The organism is Stutzerimonas sp. R40042 (genome assembly GCF_026642215.1).
Classification (GTDB): domain Bacteria; phylum Pseudomonadota; class Gammaproteobacteria; order Pseudomonadales; family Pseudomonadaceae; genus Stutzerimonas; species Stutzerimonas frequens.
Genome location: NZ_CP113258.1, coordinates 2,662,501 through 2,688,223, shown reverse-complemented (window position 1 = coordinate 2,688,223; position 25,723 = coordinate 2,662,501). Strand labels below are relative to the sequence as shown.

The 25,723-nt window shown below is 61.9% G+C and carries 23 protein-coding genes (1 of these 23 cut by a window edge); 15 read left to right on the top strand and 8 right to left on the bottom strand.

What is annotated here, in order from left to right; all coding sequences use genetic code 11:
* The first annotated feature begins 198 nt into the window (after positions 1–198).
* The 8 genes from mtnA (at position 199) to rpsA (ending at position 12,515) form a co-directional block, all read left to right on the top strand.
* Positions 199–1,275: an S-methyl-5-thioribose-1-phosphate isomerase gene (gene mtnA, locus OUY36_RS12595; protein ID WP_267934505.1), complete on the top strand. Its 1,077-nt coding sequence runs from the start codon at positions 199–201 to the stop codon at positions 1,273–1,275.
* 136 nt (positions 1,276–1,411) lie between these two features.
* The gene (gene gyrA, locus OUY36_RS12590) at positions 1,412–4,219 is read left to right on the top strand and encodes a DNA gyrase subunit A (protein ID WP_014596844.1); all 2,808 of its coding nucleotides are present in this window, start codon (positions 1,412–1,414) and stop codon (positions 4,217–4,219) included.
* A gap of 120 nt (positions 4,220–4,339) precedes the next feature.
* Positions 4,340–5,425, top strand: coding sequence for a 3-phosphoserine/phosphohydroxythreonine transaminase (gene serC, locus OUY36_RS12585; RefSeq protein ID WP_110776768.1), 1,086 nt, complete (start codon positions 4,340–4,342; stop codon positions 5,423–5,425).
* Positions 5,425–6,522, top strand: a complete 1,098-nt coding sequence (pheA, locus tag OUY36_RS12580; RefSeq protein WP_011913461.1) for a prephenate dehydratase — start codon at positions 5,425–5,427, stop codon at positions 6,520–6,522. Before serC ends, pheA begins: the two co-directional genes overlap by 1 nt.
* Before the next feature lie 81 nt (positions 6,523–6,603).
* Positions 6,604–7,713 carry a histidinol-phosphate transaminase gene (gene hisC, locus OUY36_RS12575; protein WP_267934504.1) on the top strand — a complete coding sequence of 370 codons (1,110 nt, stop codon included), beginning with the start codon at positions 6,604–6,606 and terminating at the stop codon, positions 7,711–7,713.
* 11 nt (positions 7,714–7,724) lie between these two features.
* A complete protein-coding gene (locus tag OUY36_RS12570) occupies positions 7,725–9,953 on the top strand; it encodes a bifunctional prephenate dehydrogenase/3-phosphoshikimate 1-carboxyvinyltransferase (protein ID WP_267938169.1) in 2,229 nt (742 codons plus the stop codon).
* A complete protein-coding gene (gene cmk, locus OUY36_RS12565; protein ID WP_063541055.1) occupies positions 9,950–10,639 on the top strand; it encodes a (d)CMP kinase in 690 nt (229 codons plus the stop codon). The genes OUY36_RS12570 and cmk overlap by 4 nt, the downstream gene beginning before the upstream one ends.
* 193 nt (positions 10,640–10,832) lie before the next feature.
* Positions 10,833–12,515 (top strand): 30S ribosomal protein S1, encoded by a 1,683-nt coding sequence (gene rpsA, locus OUY36_RS12560; protein ID WP_063541056.1) that lies wholly within the window; start codon positions 10,833–10,835, stop codon positions 12,513–12,515.
* 92 nt (positions 12,516–12,607) lie between these two features.
* Here the strand turns inward: rpsA and OUY36_RS12555 are convergent, their stop codons facing one another.
* Positions 12,608–13,051 (bottom strand): MarR family winged helix-turn-helix transcriptional regulator, encoded by a 444-nt coding sequence (locus OUY36_RS12555; protein WP_267934503.1) that lies wholly within the window; start codon positions 13,049–13,051, stop codon positions 12,608–12,610.
* An 80-nt stretch (positions 13,052–13,131) separates the two neighbouring features.
* On the opposite strand from OUY36_RS12555, the gene OUY36_RS12550 reads away from it, so the two are divergent.
* On the top strand, positions 13,132–14,298 hold the full coding sequence (locus OUY36_RS12550) for an aminotransferase-like domain-containing protein (RefSeq protein WP_152481344.1): 1,167 nt from the start codon (positions 13,132–13,134) through the stop codon (positions 14,296–14,298).
* A 46-nt stretch (positions 14,299–14,344) separates the two neighbouring features.
* Positions 14,345–14,947, top strand: a complete 603-nt coding sequence (locus tag OUY36_RS12545) for a glutathione S-transferase family protein (RefSeq protein ID WP_253751171.1) — start codon at positions 14,345–14,347, stop codon at positions 14,945–14,947.
* A gap of 44 nt (positions 14,948–14,991) precedes the next feature.
* Here the strand turns inward: OUY36_RS12545 and folE are convergent, their stop codons facing one another.
* From folE to OUY36_RS12530, 3 genes are all read right to left on the bottom strand, one after another.
* A complete protein-coding gene (gene folE, locus OUY36_RS12540; RefSeq protein ID WP_063541059.1) occupies positions 14,992–15,537 on the bottom strand; it encodes a GTP cyclohydrolase I FolE in 546 nt (181 codons plus the stop codon).
* A 96-nt stretch (positions 15,538–15,633) separates the two neighbouring features.
* Positions 15,634–16,191: a Smr/MutS family protein gene (locus tag OUY36_RS12535; protein ID WP_230724536.1), complete on the bottom strand. Its 558-nt coding sequence runs from the start codon at positions 16,189–16,191 to the stop codon at positions 15,634–15,636.
* Between the two features lie 26 nt (positions 16,192–16,217).
* Positions 16,218–16,814, bottom strand: coding sequence for a cysteine hydrolase family protein (locus tag OUY36_RS12530; RefSeq protein ID WP_267934502.1), 597 nt, complete (start codon positions 16,812–16,814; stop codon positions 16,218–16,220).
* 301 nt (positions 16,815–17,115) lie between these two features.
* On the opposite strand from OUY36_RS12530, the gene prmB reads away from it, so the two are divergent.
* The 5 genes from prmB (at position 17,116) to rluB (ending at position 22,306) form a co-directional block, all read left to right on the top strand.
* Positions 17,116–18,039, top strand: coding sequence for a 50S ribosomal protein L3 N(5)-glutamine methyltransferase (gene prmB / locus OUY36_RS12525; RefSeq protein WP_230724534.1), 924 nt, complete (start codon positions 17,116–17,118; stop codon positions 18,037–18,039).
* Between the two features lie 203 nt (positions 18,040–18,242).
* A complete protein-coding gene (gene zwf, locus OUY36_RS12520) occupies positions 18,243–19,712 on the top strand; it encodes a glucose-6-phosphate dehydrogenase (RefSeq protein WP_230724533.1) in 1,470 nt (489 codons plus the stop codon).
* Complete coding sequence (gene pgl / locus OUY36_RS12515; protein ID WP_230724532.1) at positions 19,699–20,412, top strand: 6-phosphogluconolactonase; 714 nt, start codon at positions 19,699–19,701, stop codon at positions 20,410–20,412. The genes zwf and pgl overlap by 14 nt, the downstream gene beginning before the upstream one ends.
* A 17-nt stretch (positions 20,413–20,429) precedes the next feature.
* Entirely contained in the window at positions 20,430–21,074 is a 645-nt protein-coding gene (locus OUY36_RS12510) for a bifunctional 4-hydroxy-2-oxoglutarate aldolase/2-dehydro-3-deoxy-phosphogluconate aldolase (protein WP_230724531.1), read from the top strand.
* Between the two features lie 104 nt (positions 21,075–21,178).
* Positions 21,179–22,306: a 23S rRNA pseudouridine(2605) synthase RluB gene (gene rluB / locus OUY36_RS12505; RefSeq protein ID WP_267934501.1), complete on the top strand. Its 1,128-nt coding sequence runs from the start codon at positions 21,179–21,181 to the stop codon at positions 22,304–22,306.
* Between the two features lie 25 nt (positions 22,307–22,331).
* Here rluB and OUY36_RS12500 read toward each other — a convergent pair whose 3' ends face one another.
* The 4 genes from OUY36_RS12500 to OUY36_RS12485 form a co-directional block, all read right to left on the bottom strand.
* Entirely contained in the window at positions 22,332–23,072 is a 741-nt protein-coding gene (locus tag OUY36_RS12500; RefSeq protein WP_267934500.1) for a YciK family oxidoreductase, read from the bottom strand.
* A gap of 83 nt (positions 23,073–23,155) precedes the next feature.
* A complete protein-coding gene (mupP, locus tag OUY36_RS12495; RefSeq protein WP_267934499.1) occupies positions 23,156–23,827 on the bottom strand; it encodes an N-acetylmuramic acid 6-phosphate phosphatase MupP in 672 nt (223 codons plus the stop codon).
* Entirely contained in the window at positions 23,827–24,525 is a 699-nt protein-coding gene (ubiG, locus tag OUY36_RS12490) for a bifunctional 2-polyprenyl-6-hydroxyphenol methylase/3-demethylubiquinol 3-O-methyltransferase UbiG (protein ID WP_267934498.1), read from the bottom strand. The genes mupP and ubiG overlap by 1 nt, the downstream gene beginning before the upstream one ends.
* Positions 24,526–24,670: 145 nt before the next feature.
* On the bottom strand, positions 24,671–25,723 hold the 3' portion of the coding sequence (locus OUY36_RS12485) for a TRZ/ATZ family hydrolase (protein WP_267934497.1). The gene runs 285 nt beyond the window's last position; only the last 1,053 of its 1,338 coding nucleotides appear in the window; its start codon lies off the right edge, out of view; it ends in the stop codon at positions 24,671–24,673.

The window sequence follows — 25,723 nt, the reverse complement described above, 5'->3', positions numbered from 1 at the left end:
GGTATCAGTAGCGTTGCTTGTGCTTGGAAAATCAGTGCATTAGCATTCGCGCCCGGGTTGCGACGGCCGAGGCGGCGCACCGCTGTTTCCCGGCATATTTGATATAGAAGCCCGGTTCGCCCGCGATCCGGGCTTTTTCTTTGCTGTGCGGGGCGCATCATGGGCTCTGCTTCGACGAAGCTGAACGAGGGAAATGCCATGCGCGAGCGCCTGCTGGCCGCGGAAAAGGTGAAATCGATCGAGTGGCATGGCGATCGCCTGAGCCTGCTCGATCAGCGCAAGCTGCCGACCGAAGAGGTCTGGCACAGTTGCGATTCTGCCGCTGCGGTCGCTGACGCCATTCGCGACATGGTCGTGCGCGGCGCGCCTGCCATCGGCATCAGTGCGGCCTATGCGCTGGTCCTGGCTGCCCGTACGCGCATGGCGGCCGGTGGTGATTGGCGGCAGGCGCTGGAGGAAGACGCCACGATCCTTGCCGCATCGCGTCCCACGGCGGTCAATCTGGTCTGGGCGCTGAATCAAATGCGCGAACGTCTCGAACGCCTCAAGCCAGGCGAGGATCCTTGCGCGGCGCTGGAGGCCCAGGCCATCTCGATACATGAGAGCGATCGCGAGGCCAATCTGGCCATGGCGCAGTTCGGTGTCGATCTCATTCGTCGCCATCAGGGCAATCCGCAGAACCTGCTTACTCACTGCAACACCGGTGCCCTGGCGACCGGTGGTTTCGGTACCGCGCTCGGTGTCATCCGCGCGGCGCATCTCGATGGGTTGGTGGAGCGCGTCTACGTCGACGAGACCCGTCCCTGGCTGCAGGGCTCCCGCCTGACCGCCTGGGAATTGCTGGGCGATGGCGTGCCGACCACGCTGAACGTCGATTCGGCCGCGGCCCATCTGATGAAGACGCGGGGGATCTCCTGGGTGGTCGTCGGAGCCGATTGCATCGCCGCCAATGGCGATGTGGCGAACAAGATCGGTACCTACCAGCTCGCGGTTCTAGCGATGCACCACGGCGTGCGTTTCATGGTGGTGGCGCCGAGCTCATCTATCGACATGACGCTGGAAAGCGGCGACGAGATTCCCCTCGAGGAGCGTGCCGGCAGCGAGCTGCTCGAGGTCAATGGCCGGCGTTTCGCAGCTGATGTCGAGGCATTCAATCCAGTGTTCGATGTAACACCGGCTGATCTCATTGATGTCATCGTCACCGAGAAAGGGGTGGTCGAGCGCCCGACCGCAGCGAAGATGGCCGATTTGATGAGCCGCAAACGCTTGCATTGAACCTGAATCGATCGGCGCGCGAGCGGGCCATGCAGACAAGCCGCAGCCGTGCGCAAGGCTCAGCTTATAGCCGCCGTCTGTGTTACCATCCCGCGCTTATCGCAGGACCCTGCTGACTATAAGGAACCAGGCTTCCATGGGCGAACTGGCCAAAGAAATCCTCCCGGTCAATATCGAAGACGAGCTCAAGCAGTCCTACCTTGATTACGCCATGAGCGTGATCATCGGCCGTGCGCTGCCGGACGCGCGCGATGGCCTGAAACCGGTGCACCGTCGCGTGCTCTACGCCATGAGCGAGCTGGGCAACGACTGGAACAAGCCGTACAAGAAATCCGCCCGTGTGGTCGGTGACGTGATCGGTAAGTACCACCCGCACGGCGACTCCGCGGTGTACGACACCATCGTGCGTATGGCGCAGCCGTTCTCGCTGCGCTACATGCTGGTCGACGGTCAAGGCAACTTCGGTTCGGTCGATGGCGACAGTGCCGCGGCAATGCGTTACACCGAAGTGCGCATGGCCAAGCTGGCGCACGAGCTGCTGGCCGACCTGGACAAGGAAACCGTCGACTGGGTGCCCAACTATGATGGCACCGAGCAGATTCCGGCAGTCATGCCGACCAAGATCCCCAACCTGCTGGTCAACGGTTCCAGCGGTATCGCGGTCGGTATGGCGACCAACATCCCGCCGCACAACCTGGGCGAAGTCATCGATGGCTGCTTGGCGCTGATCGACAACGCCGATATCACCATCGATGAGCTGATGCAGTTCATTCCCGGCCCCGATTTCCCCACCGCGGGCATCATCAACGGTCGCGCCGGCATCATCGAGGCCTATCGCACCGGTCGCGGCCGCATCTATATCCGTGCGCGCGCCGATATCGAGGACATCGACAAGGTCGGCGGACGTCAGCAGATCGTCATCACCGAGCTGCCGTATCAGCTGAACAAGGCGCGGCTGATCGAGAAGATCGCCGAGCTGGTGAAAGAGAAGAAGATCGAAGGCATCACCGAGCTGCGTGACGAGTCCGACAAGGACGGCATGCGTGTGGTCATCGAGCTGCGTCGTGGCGAAGTGCCGGAGGTGATCCTCAACAACCTCTATGCCCAGACCCAGCTGCAGAGCGTATTCGGCATCAACGTGGTGGCGCTGGTCGATGGCCAGCCGCGCACACTGAACCTCAAGGAACTGCTGGAAGCCTTCGTCCGGCACCGCCGCGAAGTCGTCACCCGGCGTACCGTGTACGAATTGCGCAAGGCGCGCGAGCGCGGGCACATCCTCGAAGGTCAGGCGGTCGCGCTGTCCAACATCGATCCGGTGATCGCCCTGATCAAGGCTTCGCCGACGCCGGCCGAAGCCAAGGATGCGCTGATCTCCACTGCCTGGGAGTCGAGCGCGGTCGAGGCGATGGTCGAGCGCGCCGGGGCAGACGCCTGCCGTCCGGAGAATCTGGACCCGCAATACGGTCTGCGCGACGGCAAGTATTTCCTCTCGCCGGAGCAGGCCCAGGCGATCCTCGACCTGCGTCTGCACCGCCTGACCGGTCTCGAGCACGAGAAGCTGCTCGCCGAGTACCAGGAAATCCTCACCCAGATCGGTGAGCTGATCCGCATCCTGACCAATCCGGTGCGGCTGATGGAAGTCATCCGCGAGGAGCTCGAGGGCGTGAAGCGCGACTTCGGCGATGCGCGGCGCACCGAGATCCTCGAGTCCCGTCTCGACCTGACTCTGGCCGACCTGATCACCGAAGAAGAGCGCGTCGTCACCATTTCCCATGGTGGTTATGCCAAATCCCAGCCGCTGGCCGCCTATCAGGCGCAGCGCCGCGGCGGCCGTGGCAAGGCCGCGACCGGGGTGAAGGAAGAGGACTACGTCGAGCATCTGCTGGTCGCCAACAGCCATACCACCCTGTTGCTGTTCTCCAGCAAGGGCAAGGTGTATTGGCTGAAGACCTATGAGATTCCCGAGGCCTCGCGCACTTCGCGTGGGCGTCCGCTGGTGAACCTGCTGCCGCTGGACGAGGGCGAGCGCATCACCGCCATGCTTCAGGTCGATCTCGAGGCCCTGCGCAAGCAGGCTGCCGAGGGTGACGAGGAGCTGGACGACGCCGAAGGTCTGGTGATCGAGCATGACGACGTCGACGATGTCGAGGGCGACGACGACAGCGATGAGAAGGACGAGCCCACCGGTGCCTACATCTTCATGGCGACGGCCAAGGGTACGGTCAAGAAGACACCGCTGGTGCAGTTCAGTCGGCCTCGTACTTCCGGTCTCATCGCACTGAAGCTGGAGGAGGGCGACACCCTGATCGCCGCCGCCGTGACCGATGGCGCCCAGGAAGTGATGATGTTCTCCGACGGCGGCAAGGTCATCCGCTTCAAGGAAAGCAAGGTCCGCATCATGGGCCGCAATGCCCGCGGTGTGCGTGGCATGCGTCTGCCGGAAGGGCAGCGGATCATCTCGATGCTGATTCCGGAGCCCGGCGCGCAGATCCTCACCGCCTCGGTGCGCGGTTATGGCAAGCGCACGGCGATGGAAGAGTTCCCGCGCCGCGGTCGTGGTGGCCAGGGCGTCATCGCCATGGTGACCAACGAGCGCAACGGCCCGCTGGTCGGTGCCGTACAGGTGCTCGAGGGCGAGGAGATCATGCTGATCTCCGATCAGGGCACGCTCGTGCGGACTCGTGTCGACGAAGTCTCCTCGCTGGGTCGCAACACCCAGGGCGTCACGCTGATCAAGCTGAGCAAAGGCGAACACCTGGTCGGTCTGGAGCGGGTGCAGGAGCCGTCCGAGGAAGAGGTGCTGGAAGACATCGAGGCGCTGCTGGATGACGATGCCCTCGAGAAGGAAATGCCGGTCATCAGTACCGAGCCGAGCGAAGACGAATTGCTTGGCGGTGGCGGCGATGTGTCGCCGGACGTGGTGCCGACCGACGACGAAGACTGATTGGCGATAGCGCCATCCGATAGAAAGCAGCACACCGGGCAGACGGTAGCGAGGCGGTCGGTAAACGAAGCCGGCCGTCGAGCCCGGGATTCAATATCGAGCAAGAGCGAGAGAACAGCAGTGAGCAAACGCGCCTTTAACTTCTGTGCCGGTCCGGCTGCGCTTCCCGAAGCCGTCCTTCAGCGCGCCCAGGCGGAGCTTCTCGACTGGCATGGCAAGGGCCTGTCGGTCATGGAAATGAGCCATCGCAGCGACGATTACACTGCCATCGCCGAAAAGGCGGAGCAGGATCTGCGCGATCTGCTGGCGATTCCGTCGAACTACAAGGTGCTGTTCCTGCAGGGCGGGGCCAGCCAGCAGTTCGCCGAGATTCCGCTGAACCTGCTGCCCGAGGGTGGCGTGGCCGATTATGTCGATACCGGCATCTGGTCGCGCAAGGCGATCGAGGAGGCCCGTCGTTTCGGGCACGTGAACGTCGCGGCGACTGCCAAGCCTTACGACTACTTCGCGATTCCCGGACAGAACGACTGGCAGCTGAGCGATGGCGCGGCCTATCTGCACTACGCCAGCAACGAGACCATCGGCGGCCTGCAGTTCGATTGGGTGCCGGAGCTGGGCGATACCCCGCTGGTCGTCGACATGTCGTCGGACATCCTCTCGCGGCCGATTGATGTATCGAAGTTCGGCCTGATCTATGCCGGAGCACAGAAGAATATTGGCCCGTCCGGGCTGGTGGTGGTCATCGTCCGTGAGGACCTGCTCGGCCACGCACGCTCCACCTGCCCGACCATGCTCGATTACAAGATCGCCGCCGACAATGGCTCGATGTACAACACCCCGGCGACCTTCTCCTGGTATCTCTCGGGGCTGGTTTTCGAGTGGCTGAAGGAGCAGGGCGGCGTCGAGGCAATGGAAAAGCGCAATCGCGCGAAGAAGGACATGCTCTACGGCGCCATCGATGCCAGCGATTTCTACACCAACCCGATCGCCGTCAACGCGCGCTCGTGGATGAACGTGCCGTTCCGCCTGGCCGATGAGCGCCTGGACAAGGCCTTCCTGGCTGGTGCCGACGCGCGTGGCCTGCTGAACCTGAAAGGTCATCGCTCCGTGGGCGGCATGCGCGCCTCGATCTACAACGCTGTCGGCCTGGATGCGGTCGAGGCGCTGGTGGCCTACATGGCCGAGTTCGAGAAGGAGCACGGCTGATGAGCGACGCCGATCAGCTGAAGGCGCTGCGGGTTCGAATCGACAGTCTCGACGAGCGCATTCTCGAGCTGATCAGCGAGCGCGCCCGCTGCGCCCAGGAAGTGGCCCGGGTCAAGACCGCTGCGCTGGCCGAGGGCGAGTCGGCGGTGTTCTACCGCCCGGAACGCGAAGCCTGGGTGCTCAAGCACATCATGGAACTCAATCGTGGGCCGCTCGACAATGAAGAGATGGCCCGCCTGTTCCGCGAGATCATGTCCTCCTGCCTGGCGCTCGAGCAGCCGCTGCGCGTGGCCTATCTGGGGCCGGAAGGGACGTTCTCTCAAGCCGCCGCGCTCAAGCATTTCGGCCATGCGGTGATCAGCACCCCGATGGCGGCGATCGATGAGGTGTTCCGCGAAGTGGTCGCCGGTGCGGTGAACTTTGGCGTGGTGCCGGTGGAGAACTCCACCGAAGGCGCGGTCAACCACACACTCGACAGCTTTCTCGAGCACGACATCGTTATCTGTGGCGAGGTGGAGCTGCGCATCCACCATCATCTGCTGGTGGGCGAAACCACCAAGACCGATCGCATCACGCGCATCTATTCCCATGCTCAATCGCTGGCGCAGTGTCGCAAGTGGCTCGATGCGCATTATCCGAACGTCGAGCGGGTGGCGGTTTCCAGCAATGCGGATGCGGCCAAGCGGGTCAAGAGCGAGTGGAACTCGGCCGCCATTGCCGGCGACATGGCGGCCCAGCTGTACGGCCTGACCAAGCTGGCGGAGAAGATCGAAGACCGCCCGGACAACTCCACCCGCTTCCTCATCATCGGTAACCAGGAAGTGCCGCCGACCGGCGATGACAAGACGTCGATCATTGTCTCGATGCGCAACAAGCCGGGTGCGCTGCACGAGCTGCTGGTGCCGTTCCACACCAATGGCATCGACCTTACCCGGATCGAGACGCGGCCGTCGCGCAGCGGCAAGTGGACCTATGTGTTCTTCATCGACTTCCTCGGCCACCACCAGGATCCGCTGATCAAGGACGTGCTGGAGAAGATTGGCCAGGAAGCCGTGGCGCTGAAGGTGCTGGGTTCCTACCCCAAGGCAGTACTTTAATTGCGGCTCCGGGCTTCAGGAGCAGGTGGCAGGCGACAGGCTTGTGCCTGCCGCCTGAGCCTGCAGCCTGAGGCCTAACCAATGAGTTGTGATTTCCTTGCCCTGGCGCAGCCGGGCGTGCAGAAGTTGTCGCCTTACGTACCAGGCAAGCCGGTCGATGAGCTGGCGCGCGAGTTGAAGCTGGACCCCGCCGGGATCGTCAAGCTGGCCAGCAATGAGAACCCTCTGGGGCCCAGCCCGAAGGCGCTGGCAGCGATCCAGGCCGAGCTTTCCGAGCTGACCCGCTACCCCGACGGTAACGGCTTCGTGCTCAAGCAGCGCCTTGCCCAGCGTTATTCGGTGGGTGTCCACCAGGTCACGCTAGGCAACGGTTCCAACGACATCCTCGAGCTGGTCGCCCGTGCCTATCTGGCACCGGGGCTCAACGCGGTGTTCAGCGAACACGCCTTCGCCGTCTATCCGATCGCGACCCAGGCTGTCGGCGCCGAGGGGCGTGCCGTCGCGGCGAAGAACTGGGGGCACGATCTCGAGGCGATGGCCGATGCGATCGACGAGAACACCCGGGTCGTCTTTGTCGCCAATCCCAACAACCCCACCGGGACCTGGTTCGATGCCGCTGCGTTGGGTGCTTTCCTCGCGCGCGTCCCAGCCCATGTACTGGTGGTGCTGGACGAGGCCTATATCGAGTACGCCGAAGGTCAGGAGCTGCCTGATGGGCTGGCCTACCTCGCCGACTATCCCAATCTGCTCGTTTCGCGCACCTTCTCCAAGGCTTATGGCCTGGCGGCCCTGCGCGTCGGCTACGCCATCAGCTCGCCGGTGATCGCCGACGTGTTGAACCGTGTTCGCCAGCCCTTCAATGTGAACAGCCTGGCGCTGGCCGCCGCCTGCGCGGCACTGGATGACGTCGATTATCTGGCAGCCAGCCGCCGGGTGAACGACGCCGGGATGGCTCAGCTGGAGCGCGGCTTCCGCCAGTTGGGGTTGGAGTGGATTCCCTCGCGGGGCAATTTCATTGCGGTGGATTTTGCCCGCGATGCTGCACCGATCAATCAGGCACTCTTGCGCGAGGGTGTGATCGTGCGGCCGGTAGCCGGTTACGGAATGCCGACATTCCTGCGGGTTTCCATTGGTACCGAGCGTGAGAATGCACGCTTTCTGGACGTGCTGACGCAGGTACTGCAGCAGTGAGCCCAGCCGCCGTGGAACAACGAACCGCACCTGTCATCGATCGTCTGGTGGTGATCGGGCTCGGGTTGATTGGCGGTTCGTTTGCCAAGGGGCTGCGTGAGTCCGGCCTTTGCCGCGAGGTGGTCGGCTTCGATCTGGACGCCCGCTCGCGTGAACTGGCGGTCGAGCTGGGCGTGGTGGATCGCTGTGCCGACACGCTGGCCGAAGCCTGCCGTGACGCCGACGTTATTCAGCTCGCCACACCCATCCTCGCCCTGGAACGACTGCTCGGCGAGCTGGCGAAGCTCGACCTGGGCTCCGCCGTGATCACCGATGTCGGCAGCGCCAAGGGCAATGTGGTGCGCTGCGCGCGTAACGTGTTCGGCGAGATGCCGTCGCGTTTCGTTCCCGGCCATCCCATCGCCGGATCGGAGCTCAGTGGTGTCACGGCGGCCAAGAGCACGCTGTTCCGCCGCCACAAGGTCATACTGACTCCGCTGAAGAACACCGATCCGCAGGCGCTTGCGCTGGTGACCCGGCTTTGGGCGGCGCTCGGTGCCGATGTCGAGCACATGGACGTGGCTCACCACGACGAGGTGCTGGCCGCCACTAGTCACCTGCCGCACCTGTTGGCCTTCGGTCTGGTTGATTCGCTCGCCAAGCGCCATGAGAATCTCGAGATCTTCCGTTACGCGGCGGGTGGGTTTCGTGATTTCACCCGTATTGCCGGTAGCGACCCGGTGATGTGGCACGACATCTTCCTCGCCAATCGCGAGGCGGTGCTGCATACCCTGGATGATTTTCGTGCCGACCTCGACGCCCTGCGCGCCGCGGTCGATGAAGGAGACGGGCGCAGGTTGTTGGGCGTGTTCACGCGCGCCCGGGCTGCCCGGGAACATTTCAGCAAAATACTGGCTCGCCGAGCCTATGTGGACGTTATGCATTCCAATGACCTCGTTTTCCTCGCCAACCCTGGCGGCAGCCTGACCGGCCATCTGCGTGTCCCAGGCGACAAATCCATTTCGCATCGTTCGATCATGCTGGGTTCCCTGGCGGAAGGGACCACCGAAGTCGAGGGTTTTCTCGAAGGTGAAGACGCCCTCGCCACGATTCAGGCGTTCCGTGACATGGGTGTGGTCATCGAAGGCCCGCAGCAGGGGCGGGTGACCGTCCATGGCGTTGGCCTGCATGGTCTGAAGCCGCCGCCTGGCCCGATCTATCTGGGTAACTCCGGCACCTCCATGCGCCTGTTGTCCGGCTTGCTTGCGGCGCAGCCGTTCGATACCACCCTTACCGGCGATGCCTCACTGTCCAAGCGCCCGATGAATCGCGTCGCCAAGCCGCTGCGCGAGATGGGCGCGGTCATCGAGACGGCTGCCGAAGGTCGCCCGCCGCTGACCATTCGTGGCGGCCAGCGTCTGTCCGGTATGCACTACGACATGCCGATGGCCAGCGCGCAGGTCAAATCCTGCCTGCTGCTGGCCGGCCTGTACGCGGCCGACCAGACCTCCGTGACCGAGCCCGCACCGACGCGTGACCACACCGAACGCATGCTGCGTGGTTTCGGCTATCCGGTGACAGTCGAGGGGCGCACCGCGATCGTCGAGCCCGGGCACAAGCTGCATGGCACCCATATCGAGGTGCCGGCGGATATTTCCTCGGCAGCCTTCTTCATGGTCGCGGCCAGCATTGCACCGGGCTCCGAGATCGTACTCGAGCACGTGGGGATCAACCCGACTCGCACCGGCGTGATCGACATCCTCAAGCTGATGGGTGGCGATATCGTCCTGGAAAATCTTCGCGAGGTGGGCGGCGAGCCAGTCGCTGATATTCGCGTTCGTGGTGCGCAGCTCAAGGGCATCGACATTCCCGAGGATCTGGTGCCGCTGGCCATCGACGAGTTCCCCGTGCTCTTCGTTGCCGCGGCATGTGCCCAGGGACGTACGACCCTACGCGGTGCCGAGGAGCTGCGCGTCAAGGAGTCGGATCGTATCCAGGTCATGGCTGACGGCCTGCAGACGCTGGGTATCAAGGCGGAACCGACACCCGATGGCATCGTCATTGAAGGTGGCAAGATCGGTTCCGGTGAGGTCTGGGCGCACGGCGATCATCGCATTGCCATGTCATTCAGCGTCGCTGCGCTGCGCGCCAGTGGCCCGGTCCGTATCCATGATTGCGCGAACGTGGCAACTTCGTTCCCCAATTTCCTCGACTTGGCTCAGCGAGCCGGCATGCAGGTTCAGGCGGAGGGCGCCTCATGATCAAGCCGGTACCAGTCATCACCATCGACGGGCCCAGCGGCTCGGGCAAGGGAACCGTTGCTGCGCTGCTCGCGGGCAAGCTCGGCTGGAATTTTCTCGACTCCGGCGCCCTGTACCGTTTGCTGGCCTTCGCTGCGCGCAATCATGGTGTCGACCTGACCAACGAGGAAGCCCTGAAGGTGCTTGCCGAGCATCTGGATGTGCAGTTCGGCGCTGCCCGCGATGGGCACGGTATGATCATCATCCTCGAGGGCGAGGAAGTCACCGAGGCCATTCGCAACGAGAGCGTCGGTGCAGGCGCTTCGCAGGTCGCGGCATTGCCGGTGGTTCGGACTGCGCTGTTGCAACGGCAGAAGGCCTTTCGCGAGGCGCCCGGCCTGGTCGCTGACGGACGCGACATGGGAACCGTCGTGTTCCCCGATGCGCCACTGAAGATATTCCTTACCGCCAGCGCTGAAGAGCGTGCCCGCAGACGCTACTTGCAGTTGAAGGCGCGCGGTGATGATGTTAATCTCGCGAGTCTTCTTGAGGAGATTCGGGAGCGCGACGAGCGCGATACCCAGCGAGCGGTAGCGCCACTGAAGCCGGCAGACGATGCCATTCAGTTGGATTCCACTACACTCTCTATCGAAGAAGTGCTGCAAAGGATTCTGAGCGAAGTCGCCGATCGCGACTTGGCTGGATGATCGGAACGCCGAAAGGCGGCCAAACGGACTTCGATGTCAGCGCAGCCAGTAGGTTGCGCACCTCGAGCCGTTAATAAGGAGGCATGTGGGAGACCAGATCCAGTCCCGCAGGCCTTTTTTTATATGAATGAACCCACATTGTCTGGAATGTGGAGATTGGGCGGATCCTCGCCCGAAAACAGCAGGAATCAACATGAGCGAAAGCTTCGCAGAACTTTTTGAAGAAAGCCTTAAATCCCTCGACATGCAGCCGGGTGCCATCATCACCGGCATCGTGGTCGACATCGACGGTGACTGGGTCACCGTGCATGCTGGCCTCAAGTCCGAGGGCGTCATCCCGGTCGAGCAGTTCTACAACGAGCAGGGCGAGCTGACCATCAAGGTGGGTGACGAGGTCCACGTTGCTCTGGACGCGGTTGAAGATGGCTTTGGCGAAACCAAGCTGTCCCGTGAAAAGGCCAAGCGCGCGGAATCCTGGATTGTTCTGGAAGCGGCTTTCGCTGCAGAAGAAGTGGTCAAGGGCGTCATCAACGGCAAGGTCAAAGGTGGCTTCACCGTCGACGTCAACGGCATCCGCGCGTTCCTGCCGGGTTCGCTGGTCGATGTCCGCCCTGTGCGCGACACCACTCACCTGGAAGGCAAAGAGCTCGAGTTCAAGGTCATCAAGCTCGATCAGAAGCGCAACAACGTTGTCGTTTCCCGTCGCAGCGTGCTGGAAGCCGAGAACAGCGCCGAGCGCGAAGCCCTGCTGGAATCCCTGCAGGAAGGCCAGCAGGTCAAGGGTATCGTCAAGAACCTCACCGATTACGGTGCGTTCGTTGACCTGGGCGGCGTCGATGGTCTGCTGCACATCACCGACATGGCCTGGAAGCGCATCAAGCATCCGTCCGAGATCGTCAACGTTGGCGACGAGATCGATGTCAAGGTGCTGAAGTTCGACCGCGAGCGCAACCGCGTATCGCTGGGCCTGAAGCAACTGGGCGAAGACCCATGGGTTGCCATCAAGGCTCGTTACCCGGAAGGCACCCGCGTTCAGGCTCGCGTCACCAACCTCACCGACTACGGCTGCTTCGCCGAGCTGGAAGAAGGTGTCGAAGGTCTGGTGCACGTTTCCGAAATGGACTGGACCAACAAGAACATCCACCCGTCGAAGGTCGTTCAGGTCGGCGACGAAGTGGAAGTCATGGTTCTGGACATCGACGAAGAGCGTCGTCGTATCTCCCTGGGCATCAAGCAGTGCAAATCCAACCCGTGGGAAGATTTCTCCAGCCAGTTCAACAAGGGCGACCGTATCTCCGGCACCATCAAGTCGATCACCGATTTCGGTATCTTCATCGGTCTGGATGGCGGCATCGACGGTCTGGTTCACCTGTCCGACATCTCCTGGAACGAGCCAGGTGAAGAAGCCGTTCGCCGCTTCAAGAAGGGCGATGAGCTGGACACCGTCATCCTGTCGGTCGATCCGGAGCGTGAGCGTATCTCCCTGGGCATCAAGCAGCTGGAAGACGATCCGTTCTCCAACTACGCCGCCGTCAATGACAAGGGCAGCATCGTTCGCGGTACCGTGAAAGAAGTTGACGCCAAAGGCGCCATCATCGATCTGGGCAACGATATCGAAGCGACCCTGAAGGCGTCCGAAATCAGCCGTGACCGTGTTGAAGATGCGCGCAACGTGCTGAAGGAAGGCGACGAAGTCGAAGCCAAGATCATCAGCATCGACCGCAAGTCCCGCGTGATCAGCCTGTCCATCAAGTCCAAAGACGTCGAAGACGAGAAGGACGCGATGAAAGAGCTGCGCACCAAGCAGGAAGTTGAAAGCACCGGCCCGACCACCATTGGTGATCTGATCCGTGCTCAGATGGAAAACCAGAACTAAGTTCGGGTTCTTCATGAAAAAGGGCGACTTCGGTCGCCCTTTTTTGTGCCCGCGGTTCTGGCGTAGTGAAGCCTCCGGCGCTGCGAGGGCTGTCAGCCCCTGGCCTTTTCCACAGCGAGCGCCTGGTTGACCGCGAGCCAGCCGTCCACTGCTTGTTCCCCTGCATCATCGAAGGCGCGTTGCAGCAGTCTGACCTGTTCCCGTCGCAGCGCCTGCTCGAGCTTCGCACCCTCGGCGGTGAAGCGCAGCATGCGTTTGCGCTTGTCGTCCTCGGCAGTGAGGCTTTCCACCAGATGCATTTCGATCAGCTGGCGCAACGGTGTGTTCAGTGCCTGCTTGGTAACGCCAAGGTAGCCCAGTAGCTCCTTGACACTCAGGTCGGGGTAACTGGCGATAAAGAACAGGATACGGTGGTGCACGCGGGACAGGCCGCGACGGGCCAGCATCTCGTCAGGCTTTGCCGTGAAAGCCTGATAGCCGAGAAAGAAGCTTTCCATTATCTGGCGCTGCACGGCGCTTTTTTTTAGGTCAGGCATATTGACGTATTTATTATGAGAGGCGTAATTTCGGTCAAGAAGTTTGACTTATTTTGCAACGCCTCGCACCTGGAATGGAAATGGCCTTCTCCGAACGCATTACTCGCCTGAAAAGCTCCCTGATTCGTGAAATTCTGGCTGCAGCCCAGCGTCCTGAAGTGATGTCCTTTGCCGGTGGGTTGCCGGCTGAGGCGATGTTGCCTGCAGTGGATTGGACCGAACTACCTGCAAGCATGGGGCAGTACGGGATGAGCGAAGGCGAGCCTGCACTTCGCGAAGCGATCGCCGCCCAGGCCCGGGCCTTGGGCGTGCCTTGCGAGGCCAGCCAGGTGCTGATCGTCAGCGGGTCGCAGCAGACGCTGGATCTCGCCTCGAAACTGTTCATCGACGCGGGCACCGAGGTTCTAGTCGAGGCGCCGACTTACCTTGCCGCGCTGCAATCGTTCCAGCTGTTCGGCGCTCAGTGCCTGGCCGTTCCACAACAGGCTGATGGACCGGACCTCGCGGCATTGCGTGCCACCTTGGAGCAGCACGCGCCGGCTTTCGCTTACCTGATTCCGACTTTCCAGAATCCTTCTGCGGTGCGTTACAGCGAAGCCAAACGTGAGGCGGTTGCCGGTTTGCTGGACGAGTTCGGAGTGACCTTGCTGGAGGACGAGCCATACCGTGAGCTGGTGTTCGATCAGGGTAGCGCCAGGCCCATCGTGTCGCGCCTCAAGCGGGCCAGCTGGATATATACAGGCACGGTTTCCAAGACACTGCTGCCCGGCCTGCGGGTTGGTTACCTGATCGCGTCTGCGGACCTGTTTCCTTATCTGCTGCGCCTGAAGCAGTCGGCCGACCTGCATAGCAATCGGGTTGGGCAGTGGCAGGCCCTGCAATGGCTGGGCAGCGATCGTTACCTGGCGCATCTCGAACAGTTGCGCGAGTTCTACCGAGTCCGCCGCGATGCCATGCAGGCGGCACTGGACGAGCACTTCCGTGATCTGGCGACCTGGGAGCTGCCGCAGGGCGGGCTGTTCTTTTGGTTGACCCTCAAGCAGCCGCTGGACACGCGGACGCTGCTCAATCAGGCGCTGGCCGAGGACGTCGTGTTCATGCCCGGCGAGCCCTTCTTCGTCGACCCGGATGCGAATCCCGGTTACCTGCGGCTGAACTTCAGCCATGTCGCGGCCGAGCGAATGGGCGAGGGGCTGCGCAGGTTGGCGCAGGTCATTCGCGACGCCGGTGCGCTGGAAGCTGCTTGAGGAGTCATTGCTGACCCGCGCCGCGGGTCGATCGGGAGGGGAGACCATGTTGAAAGTCTATGGCGATTACCGGTCAGGTAATTGCTACAAGGTCAAGCTGATGCTGCATCTGCTGAGCCAGCCGTACGAGTGGGTTCCGATTAACATCCTTCGCGGCGAGACGCGCTCGGAGGATTTCCTCAAGAAGAATCCGAACGGCAAGATCCCAGTGCTGGAGCTTGAGGACGGCTCCTGTCTATGGGAATCCAACGCTATCCTGAATTACCTGGCCGAGGGGAGCGAGTTCCTGCCGACCGATCCGCGCCTGCGCACCCAGGTGCTGCAGTGGCAGTTCTTCGAGCAGTACAGCCACGAGCCGTTCATCGCCGTGGCGCGGTACATCAAGGTCTATCTGGGTATGCCGGAGGAGCGACGCGAGGAATACGAGGCCAAGCAACTCGACGGCTATCACGCACTCAACGTGATGGAGCAGCAGCTGCTGCGCACGCCTTACCTGGTGGGAGACCACTATTCGATCGCCGACGTTGCGCTCTATGCGTACACCCATGTCGCGGAAGAAGGCGGCTTTGATCTGGGCGGATATCCTGCGATTCGCCAGTGGCTGCAGCGCGTTGCGAGCCATCCACGGCATGTCGGCATGTACGATTGACTGAAGACAGAGCAGGGCCGTGAAGGCCCTGTCTCTTTATTGCGTCACTTCACCAGCCCGAGAAACTCGCTGCGAGTAGCGGCATTGTCGCGGAATTGGCCCAGCATCACCGAGGTGACCATGGACGAGTTCTGCTTCTCGACGCCGCGCATCATCATGCACATGTGCTGGGCCTCGATGACCACGGCAACGCCGGAGGCTCCGGTGACCTGCTGCATCGCTTCGGCGATCTCGCGGGTCAGGTTTTCCTGAATCTGCAGCCTGCGCGCGTACATCTCGACAATCCGCGCGACCTTCGACAGGCCGAGCACTTTGCCATTGGGCAGATACGCGACATGCGCCTTGCCGATGAACGGCAGCATGTGATGTTCGCAAAGTGAATACAGCTCGATGTTCTTGACCAGCACCATTTCGCTGTTATCGGAGCTGAACAGTGCGCCGTTGGTCACTTCCTCCAGCGTCTGCTGGTAGCCCTTGCACAGGTACTGCATGGCTTTGGCGGCGCGCTTGGGCGTGTCGAGCAGGCCTTCGCGGTTAACGTCCTCGCCAAGCTGGCCAAGGATCGCGGTGTAGTGTTGTTCCAGGGACATTGAGCTACCTGTCGGGTACATAGCGAAGGCGAAGGGTAGGGTGCGCCCGCCCCGCTGGCAAGTGTGCCGCGTAGTCGGGTGACTGATCTGCACGCTTTATTCGTCGCGGCCTTCGAGCATGGTGCGCTTGAGCATCACGTAAAGTGCTCCAGTCCCACCGTGGCGCGGCAGGCAGGACGTAAAGCCCAGCACTTTTGGGTGCTGGCGAAGCCAGGTGTTGACGTGACTCTTGAGCAGGGGACGTTTGCCGTCGAGTCTGGCCGCCTTGCCATGCGTCACGCGCACGCAACGAACCTCGAGCTTCGTGGCTTCGGCTATGAAATCCCAGAGCTGTTCGCGGGCTTTCTCTACGCTCATGCCATGCAGGTCCAGGCTGCCTTCGAACGGGATCTGGCCCGCTTTCAGCTTGCGCAACTGGCTGTCCTGAACGCCATCTCGAGCCCAGTACAGCTCATCCTCTGCGCCAACGTCTATTACGAACTGGTCGGAAAGGCCGTCGACTCGATTCGTTTCATTGTTGGTCGTGGCATTGCTGCGACGAGTCGCAATTTGCTCGCGGTTGCTGCGCGCTTTACCTGTTTCAGCACGGTCGTGCTTGATCGGCCTGACTCCGCGGACCGCCGATTGGAAAAGAGAGAAGTCGTCGTCTTGCATGGAGCCTCCGAACCGAGCGATGCAAGTCAGCGCTTCAGCGCGTCGACATTCGGAACGCAAACGGCGAAATTGTCCGCAAGGATCGTCATTTCGATGCGGTGGACCTGGTCGGCATCGATGCTGCCATCGCCCATCGGTAGATCACGCGTGGCGCAGGCACTGTCAACCAAGGTGCAGCGATAGCCATAGTCCTTTGCCGCCCGTACCGTGGTGCTCACGCTCGAGTGAGTCATGAATCCACACACGATCAGATCGAGCCGGCCGAGCTTCTGCAGCAGTTCGTGCAGCTCAGTGCCGGAGAACGCATTGGGCAGTCGTTTTGCCACGATGGATTCGCCGGGCTGGGGCGCGGCTTCGGGCATGATCTGCCCACGAAAGCCCTGCGGATCGAACAGGCCGCCGCTAATGCCCAGGTGATGTACATGGACGATCGGTGCGCCGGCCTCCCTTGCGGCCGCTAGCAGGTGAGTAATCTCCGGCAATGCCCGGTTCAGGGCTGGCAGGGCGAGCACGCCGCTGCGGTACTCCTCCTGTACGTCGATGACCAGCACGGTGGCGTTTGTCAGCGCCGCCGGATTATAGCTGCGGCCACTGAGCTGGAGCATGGTCTGTGGCTTGGTCATTGTCGACTCCTTGTACTGTGAGGGGGGTGATTGTGGCGCCAGAATGGCCGGTTGTGAACCGCCTGCGCCGTGTTTCGCTGGCCTCGCGCCGAACGAGACGATACATGCGCGTCGATTGCCGAGGCGCGGTACATCTTCACGTGGGCAGGCAGAGTAATGCGCACCGGCCGTGTGCGCATGAAACGAATCGCGCATTTACAAATGTGCAGGTTTGGATATCGGCACTACGCAGGCGATCGCGCACGTGGTTGGCATTTCCGGTTGCCTGTTAAACTCGCGTCCTTTTACAGGAGATTCGCTCTTGACCGCTTCGCTTTCCCGCTTGCGCACCCTGCGCGACTACATCCGCTGGGCTGTCAGTCGATTCCAGGCGGAGCAACTGTTCTTCGGCCACGGCACTGACAATGCCTGGGACGATGCGCGTCAGCTGGTTCTGGGTGCACTTCATCTGCCGTGGGAGATGTCTGACAGCTATCTGGACTGTCGCCTGGAAGCGGATGAGTGCGAACACCTACAGAACTTGCTGCGTCGGCGGATCGATGACCGCGTGCCGACTGCCTATCTGTTGCAACAGGCGTGGTTTTGCAGACTGCCGTTCTTCGTGGATGAGCGCGTGCTGATTCCACGATCCCCCATTGGCGAACTCATCGAGCATCGCTTCGAGCCATGGTTGCCCAAGACGCCTGCGCGGATACTCGACCTGTGTACAGGATCGGGGTGCATCGGCATCGCCTGCGCCTATGAATTTCTCGAGGCAGAGGTGGTTCTCGCCGATCTGTCGTTTGATGCGCTGGAAGTGGCGAACCGCAACATTGAGCAGCATGGTCTCGAAGATAGGGTTTATGCCGTTCAGAGCGACGGGTTCGACGGTCTGCCCAAGCAGCGCTTCGATCTGATTGTCTCGAATCCTCCCTATGTCGATGCCGAAGACTTCGCCGACATGCCAGCTGAGTTCCAGCATGAACCTGCGCTCGGCTTGGCTTGTGGGGAGGATGGTTTGGATCTGGTGCGCCGTATGCTCGCTGAGGCCGCCGACCACCTGACCGATGACGGCGTGCTTATCGTGGAGGTCGGCAACAGCCAGGTTCATGTCCAGGCGCTGTATCCCGAAGTGGATTTCACCTGGCTGGAATTCGCTCGTGGCGGGCATGGCGTGTTTCTGCTGGCAGCCCAGCAATGCCGCGAGCATCAGGCGCTGTTTCGAGCACGATTGAATCGCAGCTGATCGTCCGTAGGAGCGGAGCCCGCAGAGCAGTACGTCCGACAAGACGGTGAAAACACGTCTCGCGCTGAGCATTTGCTTGTGTCAGTGGTCTGCTCAGTATGGCGTCTGATTCTGGTGCGGTCTGCGTTCATCCTGCGCGCCCGCCGGTTCAACGCAGTGCGCAATCCGCGCTCACCGGACACCTGCATTCAAGCGAGCGGATCATGCCTGGCATCACCGTCGAGCCCATCACATTCGCTTTGTTCGGCGCCCTGGGAGATCTGGCGCTGCGCAAGTTGTTTCCGGCGCTGTATCAGTTGGATCGCGCCGGTCTGTTGCACGCCGATACGCAAATTGTGGCGCTATCGCGCGAGAGCGCCGACCCGTCGGCGCACAAGTCGCGTATAGAGCAGGCGCTGCGGGCGCGCATTCCAGCCAATGAAGTCGATGAGCGAGCATTCGAACGCTTCGGGCAGCGCTTGCGCTACCTGGGTATGGACTTTCGCCAAGGCGAGGGCTACAGGGTGCTGGCTGAGAGCGTACCGGCCGGCCAGCCGCTCATTGCCTATTTCGCTACGCCGGCTGCCGTTTATGGCGATATCTGCCGGTTTCTTGCCTCGGCCGGACTTTCCGAGCAGACGCGGGTCGTGCTGGAAAAGCCCATCGGGCATGACCTCAAGTCCTCGCGCACCGTCAACGACGCGGTGGCCGAGCACTTTCCCGAAAGCCGGATCTATCGAATCGATCATTATCTTGGCAAGGAAACCGTACAGAACCTGATCGCATTGCGATTCGCCAACAGTCTGTTCGAAACGCAGTGGGACCAACACCATATTTCCCATGTGGAGATCACTGTCGCCGAAACTGTTGGCATTGAGGGCCGCTGGGGATACTTCGATCAGGCCGGTCAGCTGCGCGACATGGTGCAGAACCACTTGCTGCAGCTGCTCTGCCTGATTGCCATGGACCCGCCGAGCAACCTCACCGCTGACAGCATCCGTGACGAGAAAGTGAAGGTGCTCAAGGCGCTCGCGCCCATCACCGCCGAAGCGATTCATCAGCGAGTGGTGCGCGCACAGTATGCGGCCGGTAACGTTGGCGGCGAGAGGGTGCCGGGTTATCTGGACGAGGAGAATTCCAATGCCCAGAGCAGCACGGAAACCTTCGTCGCGTTGCGAGCAGACATCTGCAACTGGCGATGGTCCGGCGTGCCGTTCTACCTACGTACCGGCAAGCGAATGGCACAGAAGCTGTCGCAGATCGTCATTCACTTCAAGGAGCCGCCGTTCTATATCTTTGCGCCCGAACAGCGCTCGTTGATCAGCAATCGCCTGATCATCCGCCTGCAGCCAGACGAGGGTATATCTCTGCAGGTGATGACCAAGGAGCAGGGGCTCGACAAGGGAATGCACTTGCGCAGCGGCCCGCTGCAGTTGAATTTCTCTGAAACTTATAAGAGCGCGCGCATTCCCGACGCCTATGAGCGCTTGTTGCTCGAAGTCATGCAGGGCAACCAGAATCTGTTTGTGCGCAGGGACGAAATCGAATATGCCTGGCAATGGTGCGATCAGCTCATCGAAGGCTGGAGTCGGCTCGGTGCAGAGCTCAAGCTCTATCCAGCCGGCTCCTGGGGGCCGGTCGCTTCGATAGCGCTCATTACACGTGATGGGAGGGCGTGGTATGGCGATCTCTGAGCTCGATTTACCCACCGGCGTGGTCGCTCATAGCTCGGCCGACGCGCAGCGGCAGGCCGAACTGATGGCCGACAGCGTGGCCAAGGCGCTGCGCTATGCGGTGCAGACACACGGCGTCGCAAGTCTGGTGGTATCCGGCGGGCGCAGCCCGGTTGCGTTCTTCGAGTCCCTGTCGCGGCGAGAGCTGGACTGGGCGAAGATTCAGGTCAGCCTGGCCGACGAGCGCTGGGTCTCGCCAACCGATCCGGCCAGCAACGAAGGCCTGCTGCGGCGTCACCTGCTGCAGAATGCCGCGAACGCCGCCCGGTTGATCGGTCTCTACCAGTCCGCCGACTCGCTCGAGCAGGCTGCGGGCCTTGCCATCGCGGCGCTCGACCAATTGCATCAGCCGATCGATGTGCTCGTGCTCGGCATGGGCGACGATGGCCATACCGCTTCGCTGTTCCCTGGCAGCGCCAACTTGGCACACGCCCTGCGGGAGGATTGTCCCGAGCGCTGCGTGGCTATGCAGGCGCCTGTCGCACCCGAGGCCCGCCTGACGATGACCTATCCTCTACTGGCCTGCGCCAGGATGCAGTGTCTGGCCATTCAAGGCAGCGAAAAGCTTGAAACCCTGCGTGTAGCGCTGAGTGCCGACCCATTGCAGATGCCCATCCGGGCGTTCCTGCACGCTCCGCTCGAAATCTACTGGTGCCCGTGAGGCCCGAGGATTCCTGCATGACCATGGATCAGAAGAATGCCCTGATCGAACAGATCTGCGTTGCGGCGCGGATTCTGCCGGTCATCACCATCGGCAGCGAACAGCAGATCCTGCCGCTTGCCGATGCCTTGTCGGCGGGTGGCCTCCGTACCCTGGAGATCACCTTGCGCTCGCGTCATGGCCTGACCGCTATTCGACGGTTGCGCCAGGAGCGACCGGACCTCTGCATCGGCGCCGGAACCGTCCTGGACCGGCGCATGATGGACGAAGTGGAGGCGGCCGGTGCCCAGTTCATCGTCACGCCGGGCTCTACCCGCGACATTCTCGAGGCCGGGGTGAGCTGCTCGATACCATTGCTACCGGGCACGAGCAGCGCGTCCGACGTCATGGAAGGCTACGCGCTGGGTTATCGGCGCTTCAAACTGTTCCCGGCCGAGGTGTGTGGCGGTATCGCCGCGCTCAAGGCCCTCGGCGGACCCTTCGGGGATGTTCGGTTCTGCCCGACTGGCGGGGTGAGCGCTGCCAATGCCGCTCAGTACCTGGCGCTGACGAACGTCATGTGCGTCGGCGGCACCTGGATGATCGACAGCGCAACGCTGGAGCGCGGCGACTGGGCGGGCATCCAGCAGCGTACCGCGGAGGCCCTGGCCGCTCTGAGCTAGTGAAAAATGGCGCCTCCGTCCAGCCGCCGCGAGGTGCGCAGCCGGCGCGATCCGCGTATGATTCGCGCCCTTTCAATCGGATTGCCACACCGGGAGGTGCCCAGATGACCGAGCACGAAGAAACCAAACCCCACATCACACATGGCGAGAAACTGCAGAAGGTTCTTGCCCGTCTGGGCGTCGCATCGCGTCGCGACGTCGAGAAGTGGATCGTCGAGGGCCGCGTGAAGGTCAATGGCGCAGTCGCCACCCTTGGCCAGCGTGTCGATTCCCACGACGCCATTGCGGTCGATGGCCGTCTGCTCAAGCGGGACGAAGCCAGTCAGGTGGTTCGGCGTGTGTTGATCTATAACAAGCCCGACGGCGAGATCTGCACCCGCAACGACCCCGAAGGCCGCCCTACGGTGTTCGATCGTCTGCCACGACCTAAAGAGGGTCGTTGGATCAATATCGGCCGGCTCGACATCAACACGACGGGTCTGCTGCTGTTCACCACTGACGGTGAGCTGGCCAATCGTCTGATGCACCCCTCGTACGAAATGGACCGGGAATATGCGGTACGTGTGCGCGGCGAGGTCGACGACGAGATGATCGAGCGGCTGAAGACCGGGGTGATGCTGGAGGACGGTCCGGCGCGCTTCACCGATATCCAGGAAGCGCCTGGTGGCGAAGGCTTCAACCATTGGTATCACTGCGTGGTCATGGAAGGCCGCAACCGTGAGGTTCGTCGGCTTTGGGAGTCTCAGGGACTGGTCGTCAGTCGGCTGAAGCGTGTTCGTTTCGGGCCAGTCTTCATGACGTCAGACCTGCCCATGGGGCGCTGGCGCGAGATGTCGCAAGCCGAGGTGGACATTCTCAGCGAGGAGGTCGGCCTCAAGCCGGTCGCGCTGCCGAGCATGAAGGCCAAGGCCAAGGAGAAAATCGACCGTATGCAGCGCAAGGTGGCCAAGCCAATGGGGCGGGGCGAGCGGCGGTCACGCGTCCTTCGTCCGGCCCATGAGGCCGAGGCGCCTGTAGCGGAAAAACCGCGGGCGGCACGAGACGACAGGAGCGAGCGCAAGCCGCGGAGCAGCGACAAGCCTCGTGGAACGCCGGTCGCCGAGCGCCCGGGGGATAGCCGCAAGGGTGGCAAGCGCCGCGAAGGAAGCGGGCCCTCATCTGGCCCGGCGAGGAAGCCGGCCGGAGAGGGTCAGCGGCCCGGGTTCGGTCGCGAGCGTAGCAAGCGTCCCTGATCGGCCTGCCTGCAGCGCAGCGGATTCACTGCGCGTCCAGCGCCTGGCCGTTGATGCCGGCGCTGTCCGGGCCCATCAGGTACAGATAGACCGGCATAATTTCTTCGGGCAACGGATTGACCAGTGGGTTCTCGCCTGGATAAGCCTTGGCGCGCATATCGGTACGGGTAGCGCCCGGGTTGATGCTGTTGGCACGCACCGGCGCGGTATCGTCCAGCTCGTCGGCCAAGACCTGCATCAGCCCTTCCGTGGCGAACTTCGATACGGCGTAGGCACCCCAGTAGGCGCGGCCTTTGCGTCCGACGCTGCTGGAGGTGAAGATCACCGAGGCGTCCTTGGAGAGCTTGAGCAGCGGTAGCAGGGTGCTGGTCAGCATGAACATGGCATTTACGTTGATCTGCATGACTCGCATGAAATTGTCGCCGGACAACTGCTCGATTGGCGTGCGAGGGCCAACGATCGCCGCGTTGTGCAGCAATCCGTCCAGGTGTCCGAATTCCCCTTCGATCATGGCTGCCAGCTCGTCGTACTGATGCGGCAGGGCTGTCTCCAGGTTGAAGGGGATGACAGCGGGGCGCGGATGGCCTGCCGCCTCGATGTCGTCGTACACCCGATTCAGATTGTCTTCATTCTTGCCCAGCAGCAGCACGGTTGCTCCGTGGGCCGCGTAGGCCTTGGCAGCAGCTTCGCCGATGCCACGGCCAGCGCCGGTGGCCAGAATGATGCGCCCTGCGAGGAGGTCGGGGCGGGCGGAGTACTCGAACATCGTTTGCCTCGTAAATCGAAATTGATGGGTGCTCGGCAGCCGTTGCCGAGCGATAACTCTATGTCGGTGGCGCTATCGCTGCTTCAGCAGCTGCACAGGGCGCTGTCCAGGACCTGGCGCAGATCCAGCGGGTGATCCACCACTACGTCCGCGCCCCAGTTGCTCGGGTTGTCTTGTGGATGGATATAGCCATAGCGGACCGCGGCGGTCCTGCTGCCGGCCGCGCGGCCCGATTCGATGTCGCGCAGGTCATCGCCGACGAACAGCACCGTAGACGGGGCAAGGTCGAGCTGCTTGCACGCGAGGATCATCGGCTCGGGGTCGGGCTTGCTGTTGGCGACGTGGTCAGGACAGACCAGCACGGCAGAGCGGGACGCCAGGCCCAGCTGCTGCATGATCGGTTCGGCGAAACGCAGCGGCTTGTTGGTTACCACACCCCAGCGCAGGTTGGACCGCTCGATTTCGTCCAGCAGTTCCGCCATGCCATCGTAGAGGCGGCTATGCACGGCGCAATGCTCCTGGTAGCGCGCAAGAAACTCCAGGCGCAATGTTTCGAACTCGTCCGACATGGGGTCCACATCGAAGGCGCCGAGCACCATGGCTCTGGCACCACCGGACACCACGTCACGAATCTGGTGATCCGGCACCGGCTCGAGACCGCGTGCAACCCGCATGGCCTGGGCCACGGCGATGAAATCGGGAGCGGTATCGAGCAGGGTACCGTCCATGTCGAACAGAACAGCGCGCAGGCGCATCAGGACTCCTTGACGGTCTGGACCATGTAGTTGACGTCGACGTCCGGTGACAGTTTGTAGTGCTTGGTCAACGGATTGTAGGTAAGGCCGATGATGTCCTTCACGGCCAAGCCGGCATCACGGCTCCAGGCGCCGAGCTCGGAAGGGCGGATGAATTTCTTGAAATCATGTGTGCCGCGCGGAAGCAGCTGCAGCACATACTCCGCGCCGATGATGGCGAACGTGTAGGCTTTCGGGTTGCGGTTGATGGTGGAGAAGAACACCTGGCCGCCCGGTTTGACCAGTGTGGCGCAGGCCCGGATGACTGAGGCCGGGTCCGGTACGTGTTCGAGCATCTCGAGACAGGTGACCACGTCGAATTGCTCCGGCGCCTCTGCGGCCATGGCTTCGGCGGTGATCTGCCGATAATCGATCTCGAGTCCGGACTCAAGAAGGTGCAAACGGGCAACGGACAGAGGGGCTTCGCCCATGTCGATACCCGTGACTTTGGCCCCACGGTGCGCCATGGCCTCGCTGAGGATGCCGCCTCCGCATCCGATGTCGATGACCTTTTTACCTGCCAGCGAGATATGTTCGTCGATCCAATTCACGCGAAGCGGATTGATCTCGTGCAATGGTTTGAACTCGCTTTCACGATCCCACCAGCGATGGGCAAGGGCTTCGAATTTGGCGATTTCAGCGTGGTCGACATTGCTCATGGTCCGGTCCGTTAGAAGGCTTGTGGAAAAGTTCGAATTGCAGATGCGCATGTTGCCAGCTTCGGCTGGAAAGGTGGTGCAATTGCCGCCTGGATTCTTATGTCAGGTTGTCGCGTAGGTTGGCCTTTGGGGTCGTCCGAGGGCTTCAGCCTTTGTTTGTACTTGCGATGCGTTCTCCCCAGCGACACGCCTCGGTGATTATCCGTTGTTCATCCATTCGGAGCAGTTGTCCTTTCTCGAGCAGCTGCTTGCCTCCGACCCATACGTGTTGGACCGTGTCTCTGCCGGTGGAATAGATAAGCTGGGATACCGGGTCATATATCGGTTGCTGGCTCAGACCGGAAAGATCGAATGCAACGAGGTCTGCGAACTTGCCGATTTCCAGAGAACCGGTCTGGTCCTCTATACCCAGGGCTCGGGCGCCATTGAGGGTAGCCATGCGTAGCGCGCGATGGGCATCCAGAGCTGTCGCGGAGCCCGCGACAGCCTTCGCCAGCAAGGCCGCGGTGCGGGTTTCCCCGAGAACGTCTAGGTCATTGTTGCTCGCAGCGCCATCGGTCCCCACTGCTACGTTGATTCCCGCCTCCCATAACCGCTCGATCGGACAGAAACCGCTAGCGAGCTTGAGGTTGGATTCCGGGCAGTGGATGACACTGCAGTTGTGCTCGGTGAGCAGTGCAATATCGGACTCATCAACCTGAGTCATGTGCACGGCCTGAAAGCGAGGGCCGAGCAACTGCAGCCTCGCGAGACGCGCCAGCGGGCGCTCGCCATGCTTGCGCAATGCTTCCTGAACTTCTTGCGCAGTTTCATGAATGTGCATGTGGATACCTGCGTCCATTTCCGCTACCAGGATCCGGATCGCCTCAAGCTTGTCGTCCGTAATCGAATAGGGGGCATGTGGCCCGAAGGCGATCGAAATGCGCGGGTGATGCTTGAGATCGTCGAATAGAGCTACACTGGTGCGTAGTGCTTGGTCTGCATCGCGTGCGCCCGGAACAGGGAAATCCAGTACGGGAATGGTGATTTGCGCGCGTACCCCATGCCTGTGTACAAGCTCACTGATGACCTTGGGGTAAAAGTACATATCCGAAAAGCACGTGACCCCGCTTTTCAGCTGCTCGGCGATCGCAAGTTCGGTGCCGCATCGCACGAAGTCTTCATCGACCCAGCGTGACTCAGCCGGCCAAATATGCTC